The sequence below is a fragment of the Burkholderia sp. BCC1993 genome (assembly GCF_905339865.1).
In the GTDB taxonomy this organism is placed as follows: domain Bacteria; phylum Pseudomonadota; class Gammaproteobacteria; order Burkholderiales; family Burkholderiaceae; genus Burkholderia.
The window spans coordinates 286,918-300,260 of sequence record NZ_CAJPGZ010000011.1; the positions used below are offsets into that span (position 1 = coordinate 286,918).

The following is a 13,343-nucleotide window of genomic DNA, read 5'->3' on the forward strand; positions in this document are numbered from 1 at the left end:
CCGTCGGATGCGCTGCATCGTCCACATGACGAATCGACGGAGCACCGCGGGTCTGCCCCGCGCCCCCGTCAACACCCTACCGCGCCCGCACCGACACGAACTTGCGAGCGTTCTCGCGCTGAATCAGCACGGCGATCACGCCGCCTTTCGCTTCGAGCGCCTGCACGTCGTCCGGCGTTTCGAGCAGCGTGTCGTTGAGTTCGAGCACGACGTCTCCCGGCCGGATGCCCGCGCTCGCGGCCGGCCCGTGCACCGCATCCACCATCATCCCGACCGCGAGCCCGGTCGAACGCCGTTCGGCGTCGCTCAGCGGATGCATCGTCAACCCGAGCCGATCGCCGGTGTCTGCCGGCCGTGCGGCGGCCATCGCCACGCCGGCGGCACCGGCCGCGCCGACCGTGCCCGCGCTGCCCGCACTGCTGCCCGTCGCGGCCACGTTGTCGATCGCGTCGCCGGCCGCCGCTCCCGCTCCCGCTCCCGCTCCCGTGACCGTCAGCGTCATCGGCGTGCGGTTGCGGATCAGCCGCAGCGGCGCCTTTCCGCCGGGCGGCAACGCGGCGGCCAGGTCGTTCAGCTCGGCCGACCGTCCGATCGGCTTGCCGCCGAACTTCACGATCACGTCACCGGGCTTCACGCCGGCCGCGGCGGCGGGCGAGCCGGCATCGACGCCGTTGACGAGCGCGCCCGCCGGACGCGGCAGGCCGAACGCCGCGGCCAGCCCGACGCCGACATCCTGCACATCGACGCCCAGCGCATTGCCGGACGACGCGCGCTGCGCCGCCTGCGCATTGGCCCGCATCTGCGCCTGCACCTGCGCACGCACCTTGATGGCGAGCGCGATCGGAATGGCGAACGTCGTGCTCGCATAGCGGTCGGCGTCCGTATAGACCTGCACCGCGATGCCGATCACGTCGCCCGCGCGGTTGAACACGGGGCCGCCCGAGTTGTCGGGGTTCACCGCGATATCGGTCTGGAAGAACGGAAACGCGCTGCCGTCCGGCAGCGCATGCGACGTCGCGCTGACGATGCCGGCCGTGACCGTGTTGCCCGAGCCGTCCGGCGCGCCGATCGTCATCACCGGTTCGCCGGCACGCACCCGCGACGAATCGCCGATATGCACGACCGGCAGCTTTGTCGCGTCGATGTGCAGCACGGCGACGTCGCTCTGCGGATCGACGGTCACCACCGTCGCCTTCAACTCTCGACGATCGGCCAGTCGCACCGTCACGTCGGTCGCATCGGCGACGACGTGCGCGGAAGTCAGGATCACCCCGTCGGCGCCGACGATGAAGCCCGAGCCGATGCCCGCGATCGCGCGCGGCGACGTATCAGGCGCAGGCGCCTGCGTGCCTTGCGCAGGCGGCAGCGGCGCGCCGCGGCGGAAGAACGCGGAAAGCGGATCGTCGGGATCGAGGTAAACGAAGGACGGCCCGCCGGTCTGCTGGTCGGTCGCCGCAGTCATGATGGTCACGATCGCCGGGCCGTAGCGATCGACGATCGCCGAGAAGTCGACCGGCATCGAGTAAGACCGCGCGGCGGGCCTGTTCTTCATCACCGGTGGCGTGGCGGGCGGCGCGACGGTCCCGGCAACGGCCGGCGGCGCCGCCAAAACCAGGGCGAATACGCCCCCGATCAACGCGGTGCGAAGCACGGCGCGAGCAAGCGTCAGGCGAACCACGGTGCACCTCCCCCGGCAGTCGCGGCGCCGACCCGCGCGAGACGCGCGGACGCCCGACAAGCACCGGTACACCCCTCCATTTATAGTCCACGCCACATCCGGAACATACGAATCGAAACCCGCATGCCGGATGGTCGGGCAGCGGCGGAACCGCGACAGCGTTCGTTCCGGACAAAGTTCGCGGTCCGTCAATCGGAACATTCCCCCGACGCGGCGGCGAGGCGCGACGAAATGCGTCCCGCGTTACCAGGCCAGCGCCAGAAAATTGCGCACCACCGCCGACGGATCGTCGCGCCGCGACGCAATCGCGAGCCTCGCGCGCAGCCCGTTGCCCGCGACCTGCCGATACACGACGCCCGCGACCTGCACCTGCGTGATCGCCTTCGGCACGATCGACACGCCGAGCCCGGCCGCGACGAGCGTCACCGCCGATGCGATTTGCGGCGCGGGCTGCGCCATGCGCGGTTGGAAGCCGGCGGCATTGCACGCGGCGACGATGTCGTCGAACAGCGCGCTGCCCGCTTCGCGCGGCACCTGCACGAACGCCTCGTCGGCCAACTCCGCCAGATCGATCCGACGCCGCTGCGCGAGCCGATGTGCGACCGGCATCGCGACGAACATCGGCTCCTCGTCCCAGTCCGCTGCCAGCAGCGTGTCCGCGATGCGGCGCTCCGGACGCACGATCGCGACGTCGAGCCGCCCGGCCGCCAGCGCGTCGAGCAGCACGCCGGAGGTCGCCTCCTGCAACGTCAGATCCGTATCGGGAAACGCTTCGCGAAAGCGGCGAATCAGGTCCGCTACTTTCGAATTGAAGGCCGCCGTCCCGGTGAACCCGACCCGCAATTGCCCGATCTCCCCGCGCGCCGCCCGTCTTGCCGCCCGCGCCGCGCGCTCCGCGTCGTCGAGCACGCGCCGTGCCTCTTCCGCGAATACCTCTCCCGCCACGGTCAATTCGGCGCCGCGCGCAGTCCGCTTGAACAACGCCACGCCGAGTTCGTTCTCGAGCGCCTTGATCTGCTGGCTGAGCGGCGGCTGTCCCATGCCGAGCGTTTCCGCGGCCTTCGTGAAGTTGGACGTGGCCGCCACGGCCAGAAAGTATCGGAGATGCCGAAGTTCCATGCGTTGATGTGATCCCGGGGTAGATGGAAGCGGCTTTCGAGCCAGTCGCAAAACGTATCGCTACGGTTCATTTCATATATTGGACATATACATGAGCGTGCGCAAGAATTCGGGCATTCCCTGACCCATCGGGTACCTGTCATGTCCACTCCTGCAATGTCACCCGCCACGACTCGCGCCGCGAACGCCGCGCCGGATGCGCTGCCTGCCGGCGTGTCGCCGCGCTCGGCAGCCTACAAGCGCATCGCGCTGGCGCTGTTCCTCGCCGGCTTTTCCACCTTCTCGCTGCTGTACTGCGTGCAGCCGCTGCTGCCCGCGTTCGCACGCGAGTTCCACATCGGCGCGGCGTCGAGCTCGCTGTCCCTGTCGCTGTCGACCGGGCTGCTGGCGGTCTCCATCCTGTGCGCCGGCGCGCTGTCCGAACGCGTCGGACGACGCGGGCTGATGTTCTCGTCGATGACGCTGGCCGCGCTGTTCAACCTGCTCGCCGCGATTTCGCCGAACTGGAACCTGCTGCTGCTCTGGCGCGCGCTCGAAGGGTTCGCGCTCGGCGGTGTCCCGGCGGTGGCGATGGCCTATCTCGCCGAGGAAATCGCCGCCGACGGGCTGGGCCTGTCGATGGGACTCTACGTCGGCGGCACCGCGTTCGGCGGCATGATCGGGCGGATCGGGATGAGCGCGCTCGAAGAGTATTTCTCGTGGCGCACCGCGATGCTGACGATCGGCGTGGTCGACCTCGTCGCGGCGGTCGCGTTCGTGATGCTGCTGCCGCAGTCGCGACGCTTCGTGAAGCGCACCGACCTGACGCTGCGTCACCATCTGCGGCTGTGGAACGCGCAGCTGCATCACGCGCGGCTGCCGTTCGTGTTCGCGATCGGCTTCCTCGTGATGGGCGCGTTCGTGACCGTCTACAACTACGCCGGGTTCCGGCTGACGGCCGCGCCGTTCAACCTGAGCGCGACCGCATGCGGGCTGATCTTCGGCGCCTATTTGTTCGGGATGGTGTCTTCGTCGAGCGCCGGTGCGCTCGCCGATCGTCTCGGGCGCACGCCCGTCCTCGTCAGCGGCATGCTCGTGTTCGCGGCCGGCCTCGCGCTGACGCTGTCGCATTCGCTCGTCGCGATCATCGTCGGGATCGTGCTGATCACGATCGGCTTCTTCGTCGCCCATGCGGTCGCGAGCGGCTGGGTCGGGCATCTCGCCGGTTCCGCGAAGGGGCACGCCGCGTCGCTCTACCTGCTGGCCTATTACCTCGGGTCGAGCGTGCTGGGCTCCATCGGCGGCTCGTTCTGGCAACACGGTGCGTGGAGCGCGGTCGTCGCGTATGTCGCGGTGCTGCTCGTGCTCGGCCTGGCGGCGGCGCACCGGATCATTCGCGCGGAACGCGTGCGGTAACCGCCTCCACGACATGCGCCGCCACCACATGCATCGCGTCAGCGCACGCGCGCATGGAACTTCGCGATCGCCTTCCACATCAGCACCGGATTCGAGTACATCGGGAAATGCCCGCAATCCGGGATTTCCGACAGAACGACACCGTGCGCCTCGATCGCGCTCAGGTACGACAGCGACGCGTTCTGCGCGCCGTACATGAACATCCTGGGAAACGGCAGGCCGAGGAATTTGCGCATCAGGTCGCCGTTGTCGGACAGGTCGACCATCGAGCGGAAGATCGCCCCGACCGCTTCGGCCCGCACCTTGTGACGCAGGCTCGCCGAGTACAGCGCGCTCGCGTAGGCCGGCGCGCGACGGGTGCGGTCGATGAAATCGTCGAAGAACCGCTCGGCGCTGTCGCGCGGATGGTCGACGATCTGCCGGCTCAGGAAACAATCCTCGGGCGCGATGTTCCCCTCGATGTCGACGAAGCTCAGCACGCGCCGCGGATACAGATGTGCGAGCATCAACGACGTCAGCCCGCCCATCGAATGGCCGACGAGATGGAATCGATCGAAGCCCATGCGGTCGATCACGTTCAGCGCCGTCTCGACGAGAAACGGAATCGATATCTTCGACTGATCCGCGCAACGCGTTTCACCGCAGCCCGGCGCATCGTATGCAACGAAAGGCCGGCCGTCGAATTCGCGATGGCGCACGATGTCCGCGTAATCCTCCTTGGTCGAGCCGAAGCCGTGGAGAAACACGACGGGCGCGTGCTCGCCGCCGCGATGAATGGCCGACACATCCAGTTCGGTGCCGTCGACGGCGAACGACAGACGCGATTGGGAAAACTCATCATTCATCTAATCGAATTCCGGGTAAGGATGGTGTAGCGCCCGCCCCGGCGCGACAGGGTCGACCGGGGTGGAATGGCAGACGCCGGGCAACGACGCTCAGGCCGTCAGCATCCGGCAGAAATCCTGGATCGCGGTGCACGCACGCAGCAACGACTTGTCGTCGAGCGCGTAAGCGATCCGGATGTACGGGCCGAGCCCGAAAGCGCTCCCGTGCACGGTGGCCACGCCGGCTTCGTCGAGCAACGCATTCACCACATCCTCGTCGCTCGCCAGTTGCACGCCCGCACGGGTCGTCTTGCCGATCACCCCCTCGCACGACGCGAACGCATAGAACGCGCCCTGCGGAACATCGCAGCGCAAGCCCGGCGCCTGGTTCAGTTGTTCGACGAACAGATCGCGCCGCCGCTCGAACGCGACACGCGAATGCGCGATGAAGTCCTGCGGCCCTGTCAGCGCGGCCAGCGCCGCGTGCTGCGAGATCGTCGACGCGCCGGACGTTTGTTGCCCCTGCAACTTCTCCATCGCGTCGATCAGCCAGCGCGGCCCGGTACCGAAACCGATGCGCCAGCCCGTCATCGCATAGGCCTTCGACACACCGTTCATCGTCAGCACGCGTTCGCGCAGGCGCGGCTCGACCTGGGCGATCGTGAAGAATTCTATGCCATCGAAAATCAGGTGCTCGTAGATATCGTCGGACAGCACCAGCACGTGCGGATGCGCGAGCAGCACCTCGGCGAGCGCCTTCAGCTCCGCACGGCTATACACCGCGCCGGTCGGGTTCGACGGCGAGTTCAGGATCAGCCATCGCGTGCGCGGCGTGATCGCCGCCTGCAGCGCGTCCGGTGTGAGCTTGAAGCCGCTTTCCGCGCCGCAGGGGACGGTGATGGAGCGGCCGCCGCACAGCTGCACGATCTCCGGATAGCTGACCCAGTACGGCGCGGGGACGACGACTTCGTCGCCCTCGTTCAGCGTCGCGGCCAGTGCATTGAAGATCACCTGCTTGCCGCCGCTGCACACGAGCGTATCGCGCCAGTCCACGTCGAGGCCGTTCTCGCGCCGGAACTTCTCGGCAATCGCCTCGCGCAGCGCACGCAGCCCTGCCACCTGCGTGTAGCGCGTGTGGCCCGCGCGGATCGCGGCGATGCCCGCTTCCCGCACGTGTTCCGGCGTGTCGAAATCCGGCTCGCCGGCGCTCAGCGAAATCACCGCGGCACCGCTCGCGCGCCGGGCGGCCACACGATCCATCACCTTGTAGGTCGCCGACGGACGCGCGGCTGCGAGGAAGCGGTTCAGCGTATCGATCGGTGCGCTCATTGAGCGTTCCTCCAGTTCGTCAGACCCATCAGCTCGAGCGTGCTGCGCCCTGCGCGCAATGCGTCCATCATTTGCGCTTCCTTGTCAGCACGCGCCTGCCCTTGGGCCAGCGTCGTCTCGACATATGCAACTGGTATCACCAGCACGCCGTCGTCGTCGGCCACGACCAGATCGCCGGCGGCTACGGGCGTTCCCGCGAAGCTGATCGGCTGTCCGACCGACGGCGTGCTCGCCTTGATCGTGCCGCGCATGGAAATGCCGCGCGTGAATACCGGAAAGCGCCGTGCGGTCAGCGCCGCGATATCGCGCACGCCACCGTCGATGACCAGCCCCGCCACGCCGGCCGCCTCGGCGGCGACAGTCAGCACCTCGCCCCAGTAACCGGCGACGAAGCCGCCCGTCGAGATGACGAGCACGCTGCCGCGCGGCACCTGCTCCATCGCGATATGAATCGACAGGTTGTCGCCCGGCGAGCATTCGAGCGGAAAGGCAGGACCGGCGACCGACGCGCCGGGCCACACCGTGCGGATCGCCGGATCGACGGCGCTGGTGGACAGGCCCGAGGCCTCGAACAGCGTGGAGGTGCCGAGTTTGCGCGCCTGCTCCAGCAGCGCAGGCTCATAAGTCTCGATCGGGTTCATCGTTCAGGCCTTGCTTTGCAGTGTGTGATAGCCCAGCGCCGCACGCGCCTCGCCGAGCGTCTTGCCCTGTGCGATCTGTTCGCGGATGTGCGATTCGACTTCTTCGATCCGGCGAGCAACCTGTGCAACTTCGCGCGCTCGACCGCGGGGCACGATCACGACACCGTTCGCATCCGCGACGACGATGTCGCGCGCCGCCACGCGCACAGTGCCGATTGCGACCGTCGTATTTACCGATTCGACCTGCACGCGATCCTTGCCGGTCCGCATGAAGCGCCCTGCGGTGAACAACGGATAGTCGTCGCCCAGTGCCTTGTTGACGTCGCGGCACACGCCATCGATCACGGTGCCCGCGATGCCGCGCAGCCCCGCGTACTGGGTCATGATGTCGCCCCATACCGTGCAGTCGGTCCGGCCGTCGTTGTCGATCACGACGACGTCGCCTGGCGCGACGTCGTCGATGAAGTCGCCGACGGTGCCGGGCGGCACGCTCGCCGGCACGTACTTGACCGTGAAGGCGGGGCCGACGACGACCTTCGTGTAGTTGGCCAACGGCATGATGCCGAGCGCCTGCCCGTGCAGCCCGAGCTTGTCCATCGCGTCCGACACGCCCGGCGTGTCGAGCCCTTCGAACAGCGCGACCAGTTCCTGGTCTTCCGCCGTGGCCTTGTTGGGATCCGTCATATCAAAACTCCGCTAGAAGGATGAGCGGTCAGCGCACCGCGATGGCTTCGAATTCCTTGTCGTGCATCACGTCCGCGACCGGGCGGCCGGCACGCACGGCGGCGACCATCCCATCCTGTCGCTTCGCGATACGCTCGCCGAGATCGAGCACGTCCTCGATGCACCCCGCCGGTATGAACACCGTGCCGCATCGGTCGGCGATCACGTAATCGTCCTGATGGACAGTCACACCGGCCATCTGCACCGGTGTGCCGGAATCGATCTGGATCACGCGGTTGCGCGCGCTGATCATCGTGACGCCGCGCCCGTACACCGGATAACCGATCGATTCGCTACCGTCGATGTCGCGGCTCAGGCCGTCGATCACCGAGCCGCGAATCCGCTTCGCGGTCGCCGCGTTGGCCAGGATGTCGCCCCAGCAGGAAATTCCGTCCGTGCCACCGGCGATCACCAGCACGCGATCGTCGGTGGCGACCGCGTCGACGACCGGCGAAATGAGATGCACGGTCGGCCTGGCATCCGTCTTCGGTCCGAGCTGAATGGTGCTGGCACGCCCGACGATCTTCGGGCAGTTCCACAGTGGACGCAGGCCGACCGTTGCGCCAGGCATGCCGAGAAAGTCGAGCGCGTCGGATACGGTATTGGTGTCGAGCGACGCAAGGCGCTCGAGCAAGGAAGGCTGGTTCATCATGCTGATTCCCGTTGACAAGTGCAGCCATCGTCGCTTCGGCAGCGTGACAAGTAAATTTCGTATTTCATATCTGCGTGATACGATTTCCGGAATACGAAAAACCTCACATCGCGCGCGGCCGGCAGCCACCATGTCGCGCCGCGCCGCCCTCCCCGCGGCATTTTCCGCGCTGCTTCACTCCGGGCATACCCGCCATGAGCAACACGATCGACTACCGGCTGATTCGGCAACTCTGGATGTTTCTCGCCGTCGCCGAGGAGCAGCATTTCGGGCGCGCGGCGAAGCGGCTGAACATGTCGCAACCGCCGTTGACCGAGCAGATCAAGGTACTGGAGCAGTCGCTCAGGATCCAGTTGTTCTACCGCTCGCGGCAGGGAACCCAACTGAGCCCGGCGGGCGCCGCGATCCTGCCGGCCGTCCGGCAATTCGCCGGCCAGGCCGAGCGGCTGCAGCGTGTCGTGCGCGAGGTCGCGGCCGGCCAGTCGGGCGTGCTGCACGTCGGCGCGATCACGTCCGCGATGCTCGACACGGTGCCGCCGCTACTGGACGCGCTCAAGCGCGCGCATCCGAACCTGACCGTGTTCGTCAACGAGATCGACAGCGTCGACGCGATTCCGGCCCTGGAGGCCGGCGAGCTTGATCTCGCCTTTGCACGCGTCGATGGCGAGGTGGCGAACGGCATCGCGACGATGCCGCTGGCCGAGGTCCGGCTGGCCGTCGCGCTGCCGAAGGACCATCCGCTGGCGGCCATGCCGAGGGTGCGGCTGCGCGCGTTGATGGATGAGCAGTTGATCATGTCGTCGCGACAGGTCAGCCCCGTCTACTTCGACATGCTGACGTCCGTCTGCCGCACGCACGGGCTGATGCCGCGCGTGATTCACGAGGTACGGTCGGTCACGTCGCAGATCGCGTATGTCGGCTGCGGTCAGGGCGTGGCGCTGGTGCCTGCGTCGACCCGCAAGCTCGCGCCGGAGAACGTCGTCGTGCGGCCGTTGAAGGAAAAGGTCATGGTCGTGACGGCGGCCGCTGTCTGGAATACGAACCGGCATCATCCGATGGTCGATGCCGTGCTCGACATGCTGAAAAAGTAACGACGCGCGGCAATCGTGCCGCTTCCCGGGCGGCGTCACCCGCGCGCCGGGTCACTCGCCCGCGACCCGATGCGCGATCGTCGACAACGTCCGCAGCATCGGCGCGAACGCATCGGCCGACGTATTGCCGAACCCGAGCACGAGCCCGTTGGCCGGCGACGTCGCGTGAATCGAGAACCCCGACAGCGGGAACGGCCCGATCCCGTGCGCGCGCGCCGCTTCGACGATCGCGCGGTCGCGATACCGGGCCGGCAACCGCAACGCCAGATGCAGCCCGCACGGCCCGCCCTCGACCTGATGCGGCACGGTGAACGCGTCGTCCAGCGCGGCGAGCAGCGAGCGCCGCCGGTCGCGATACAGCCGCCGCATCCGTCCGAGATGGCGCCCGTACTCCCCCGTCTCGATGAAATCGGCGAGCGCGAGCTGCACATGGCGCGTCCCGCCGCGCAGCATCTCCGGCAACGCCGGCCGCACCGCGGCCAGCAGCGCGTCGGGCAGCACGAGAAAGCCGATCCGCAAGGCCGGAAACATCGTCTTGCTGAACGAACCGAGATAGACGACCGGCGAATCGGCCGCAAGCCCGTGCAACGCGCCGATCGGCTCGCCGGTATGCCGAAACTCGCTGTCGTAATCGTCCTCGATGATCCACGCGCGATGCCGGCGTGCGGCGTCGATCAGCGCGAGCCGGCGCGAGATCGACAGCACCGCGCCGGTCGGAAACTGGTTCGACGGCGTGGTGTAGACGAGCCGGGGCGTCCGTTCGCGCCAGTCCGTGTCTGCCGCGCGCAGCCCCTCCGCGTCGACCGGCATCGGCACGACGTCGAGATCGGCCGCCTGCATCGCGGTGCGCGCGCCGCGATAGCCGGGCTCCTCGACCCAGACCGTGTCGCCGGGGTTCGTCAGCAACTGCGCGCACAGCGCGATCGCGCCCTGCGCGCCTTCGGTGATCACGATCTGCTCGGGATCGCAGCGCACGCCGCGCGTCACGGCCAGGTGGCGCGCGATCGACTCGCGCAGCGCGCGTTCGCCGAGCGGGTCGCCATACGCGAGCAGGTCGCGGCCGGCGCGGCGCAGCGCGCGGTCGATCGCATGCCTCCATGCATCCACCGGGAAATGCGACAGCGCGGGCACGCCCGGCCGGAAGCCTTCCGACTCGCCGGCGCCGATCAGGCTCGGGCGGATCCGGCCGAGCCGCTGCGCGACGGCCGGCGGTGCGGCCCGCCGGCGCGGCGCGGCCGGCCGCGACAGGCCGACCACGCGCGTGCCGCGGCGATCGGATTGCAGGAAGCCTTCGGCGACGAGCTGCTCGTAGACCGCCGCCGTCGTGTTGCGCGACACGCCGAGCGTCTCGGCCAGCGCGCGCGTGCCGGGCAGCCGCGTGCCGGCCGGCATCGCGCCGCCGAGAATCGCGTCGCGCACGCGGCGCAGCAGTTGCCGCTGCAACGAAGGCGCGCCGGCCGTGCGCGCGAGCGGCGCGTCGAGCGGCAACAGCGGTGCGTCGCCGGAAGGAAAGGCAGTCGTCATCGGGATATCGCGGTGTGGAAGCCTCGGGGCATGGCGCGTCGATCGCGGCGCCGGCATGGCACCGGCGCGGCGCGTTCGTGGCGCCTCGGCAGCACCTTCGTGGCACCATAAATTTGCTGTCGGCTGGCGCTTCTCATGGTACCTCGCCGGGACTACGATCGTCTGCATGCCGGCATGTCGCCGGCCGCCAACCGAAGCGAGATCGACCTTGTCCACGCTCACCAACGACTTCCAGCAGCCCATCGGCCACCCCGTTCCCGACTGGTCCGCGCGCCCGCGACCGGCGCGCGTCGTGCTCGAGGGCCGCTATTGCCGCCTCGAACCGCTCGACGCCGACCGCCATGCCGCCGACCTGTACGCCGCGTACGCGCAGGCGCCGGACGACAGCGACTGGACCTATCTCGCGCACGGGCCGTACGCCGACGAGTCGGGCTACCGCGACTACGCGCGTGGCGCGGCGGCGAGCGCCGATCCACTGCACTACACGGTGATCGACCGCGCGACGAACCGCGCCGTCGGCACGCTCGCGCTGATGCGCATCGACCCGGCCAACGGCGTGATCGAGGTCGGTTCCGTCACCTTCTCGCCGCTGCTCAAGCGCACGCCGATTTCGACCGAAGCGCAGTACCTGCTGATGAAGTACGCGTTCGAAACGCTCGGCTACCGGCGCTACGAATGGAAGTGCGACGACCTCAACGAACCGTCGCGCAAGGCGGCCGCGCGGCTCGGCTTCCGTTACGAAGGCACGTTCCGGCAGGCGATCATCTACAAGGGCCGCAACCGCGATACCGCGTGGTTCTCGATCATCGACGGCGAATGGCCGGACGTGCGCGCCGCGTTCGAAGCCTGGCTCGCGCCGGAGAACTTCGACGCCAGCGGTACGCAGCGCGAGGCGCTCGTCGCGATCCGCCACGCGCAGGCGCGTGCGCGCGACGCGGCCGGCCGCGCGAACGACGCGACGCGCGTCACGGTCCGGCCGCTCGTGGCCGCCGACGAAGCCGCGTGGCGCCCGCTGTGGCAGGGCTACCAGACCTTCTACGAGACCGCGCTGAGCGACGCCGTGTTCGCGACGACTTGGGCGCGCCTGATGGATCCCGCCGAACCGATGTTCGTGCTCGGCGCCTTCGACGCGTCGGGTACGCTGGTCGGCATCGTGCACGCGATCTATCACCGCTCGTGCTGGACCGAAGGGCCGTACTGCTATCTGCAAGACCTGTTCACGGCGGCGGACGCCCGCGGGCAAGGCGCGGGCGGCGCACTGATCGAAGCCATGTACGAGCGGGCCCGCGAAGCCGGCGCAAGCCGCGTGTACTGGCTCACGCACGAAACCAACACGACCGCCCGCGCGCTGTACGACAAGCTCGCGAACAACGCGGGGTTCATCCAGTACCGGAAGGATCTCAAGTAACGCGAGAGTGCAACGGGTCGCGCTCAGCCCAAGGCATCAACCGGATCCGTCGCCTCGCCGCAGGCTGGTGCCGCGTGACACGCGGCTCCAGCCGCAGGCGGCACCGACGCGGGGTGGATCATCTCGTCGCCGTTGACTGGCACCGGCCGCCGCACCGGACGGTACACCGGTTCGCCCGGCTCGATCGCCTGCCCGGAGATCGCGCAGCGGCCCGCCTGCAACGCGACGCGCAAGCGCCAGCGTTGCTCGCCGTAATGGCAGCGCCCGCTTTCGCTCCAGCGCACCAGCAAGCCGTCGTCGCCCGCCTCCAGAACCGACACGAACAGTTGCGGCCGCAACGGTGAAACGCCCGGTGCGACAGGCTCCGGAGACGGCGCGCGATCGGCACGCTCCGATGGCCGGGCCATCCCGACGTCTGCCGGTAACGGTATCGCGTCCCGCTCGTCGGCTACCAGCATGTGGTACGACACGTACTCGCAGATCAGGCATTCGATAACGTTTGGCATGCTTGACGACATTCCGTGAAGATTGAGACGAGCCGCGCTCGGCCGTTCGCACGGCAGCAACGACCGATTCGGTCATGCACCCCGCCTCCGGTGCAACCACCATGCACGCATGGCGATCGGACATTGCCGCAGATGATACAAATTGAAGTTAACTTCAAGTAAAGGGGAAACATGCGCAACGATGCGTTTCGCTGATCGCCACAATGGACCGCAACGGCCACGGCTACGACGCCCACGACCGAACCGCGCGTCTCGCGTTTCGTCTCAAACGGCTGAGACGAATGTCGCGGCGTCTCACCCGCCGCGTCCCGTCGCAATCGCAGCAAATTTCGCGTGTGATTCGCTCGGCCCCGGCTGATGTCAATGCAACGCGGCCTGCTGCATCGCACACTGCCCGCCCGGCGCCTTCGCCACCCGAGCGCCGATTCACGCTGGCCCCGTTCCTGCATGTCG

The 13,343-nt window shown here is 68.2% G+C and carries 12 protein-coding genes; 3 read left to right on the plus strand and 9 right to left on the minus strand.

The window, feature by feature from the left end:
• Positions 1-76: 76 nt before the first annotated feature.
• Together U4Y91_RS20495 and U4Y91_RS20500 are read right to left on the minus strand one after the other, a co-directional pair.
• Complete coding sequence (locus tag U4Y91_RS20495; protein ID WP_321806649.1) at positions 77-1,678, minus strand: trypsin-like peptidase domain-containing protein; 1,602 nt, start codon at positions 1,676-1,678, stop codon at positions 77-79.
• A gap of 243 nt (positions 1,679-1,921) precedes the next feature.
• The gene (locus U4Y91_RS20500; protein WP_321806605.1) at positions 1,922-2,797 is read right to left on the minus strand and encodes a LysR family transcriptional regulator; all 876 of its coding nucleotides are present in this window, start codon (positions 2,795-2,797) and stop codon (positions 1,922-1,924) included.
• A 141-nt stretch (positions 2,798-2,938) separates the two neighbouring features.
• Here U4Y91_RS20500 and U4Y91_RS20505 point away from each other — a divergent pair, with 141 nt between their 5' ends.
• A complete protein-coding gene (locus tag U4Y91_RS20505) occupies positions 2,939-4,192 on the plus strand; it encodes an MFS transporter (RefSeq protein ID WP_321806606.1) in 1,254 nt (417 codons plus the stop codon).
• Positions 4,193-4,230: 38 nt separating this feature from the next.
• Here the strand turns inward: U4Y91_RS20505 and U4Y91_RS20510 are convergent, their stop codons facing one another.
• From U4Y91_RS20510 to U4Y91_RS20530, 5 genes are all read right to left on the minus strand, one after another.
• On the minus strand, positions 4,231-5,037 hold the full coding sequence (locus U4Y91_RS20510) for an alpha/beta hydrolase (protein ID WP_321806607.1): 807 nt from the start codon (positions 5,035-5,037) through the stop codon (positions 4,231-4,233).
• A gap of 90 nt (positions 5,038-5,127) precedes the next feature.
• A complete protein-coding gene (locus U4Y91_RS20515; RefSeq protein WP_321806608.1) occupies positions 5,128-6,345 on the minus strand; it encodes a pyridoxal phosphate-dependent aminotransferase in 1,218 nt (405 codons plus the stop codon).
• Positions 6,342-6,986: a dimethylmenaquinone methyltransferase gene (locus U4Y91_RS20520; protein ID WP_321806609.1), complete on the minus strand. Its 645-nt coding sequence runs from the start codon at positions 6,984-6,986 to the stop codon at positions 6,342-6,344. Before U4Y91_RS20520 ends, U4Y91_RS20515 begins: the two co-directional genes overlap by 4 nt.
• Before the next feature lie 3 nt (positions 6,987-6,989).
• Positions 6,990-7,670 (minus strand): RraA family protein, encoded by a 681-nt coding sequence (locus U4Y91_RS20525; RefSeq protein WP_321806610.1) that lies wholly within the window; start codon positions 7,668-7,670, stop codon positions 6,990-6,992.
• 28 nt (positions 7,671-7,698) lie between these two features.
• Complete coding sequence (locus tag U4Y91_RS20530) at positions 7,699-8,358, minus strand: RraA family protein (protein WP_321806611.1); 660 nt, start codon at positions 8,356-8,358, stop codon at positions 7,699-7,701.
• A 197-nt stretch (positions 8,359-8,555) separates the two neighbouring features.
• On the opposite strand from U4Y91_RS20530, the gene U4Y91_RS20535 reads away from it, so the two are divergent.
• Positions 8,556-9,452: a LysR substrate-binding domain-containing protein gene (locus U4Y91_RS20535; RefSeq protein WP_321806612.1), complete on the plus strand. Its 897-nt coding sequence runs from the start codon at positions 8,556-8,558 to the stop codon at positions 9,450-9,452.
• A gap of 51 nt (positions 9,453-9,503) precedes the next feature.
• Here the strand turns inward: U4Y91_RS20535 and U4Y91_RS20540 are convergent, their stop codons facing one another.
• Entirely contained in the window at positions 9,504-10,976 is a 1,473-nt protein-coding gene (locus U4Y91_RS20540) for a PLP-dependent aminotransferase family protein (RefSeq protein ID WP_321806613.1), read from the minus strand.
• A gap of 208 nt (positions 10,977-11,184) precedes the next feature.
• On the opposite strand from U4Y91_RS20540, the gene U4Y91_RS20545 reads away from it, so the two are divergent.
• Entirely contained in the window at positions 11,185-12,384 is a 1,200-nt protein-coding gene (locus U4Y91_RS20545) for a GNAT family N-acetyltransferase (RefSeq protein WP_321806614.1), read from the plus strand.
• Positions 12,385-12,407: 23 nt separating this feature from the next.
• Here the strand turns inward: U4Y91_RS20545 and U4Y91_RS20550 are convergent, their stop codons facing one another.
• A complete protein-coding gene (locus tag U4Y91_RS20550) occupies positions 12,408-12,890 on the minus strand; it encodes a DUF3331 domain-containing protein (protein ID WP_321806650.1) in 483 nt (160 codons plus the stop codon).
• Between the last annotated feature and the right edge of the window lie 453 nt (positions 12,891-13,343).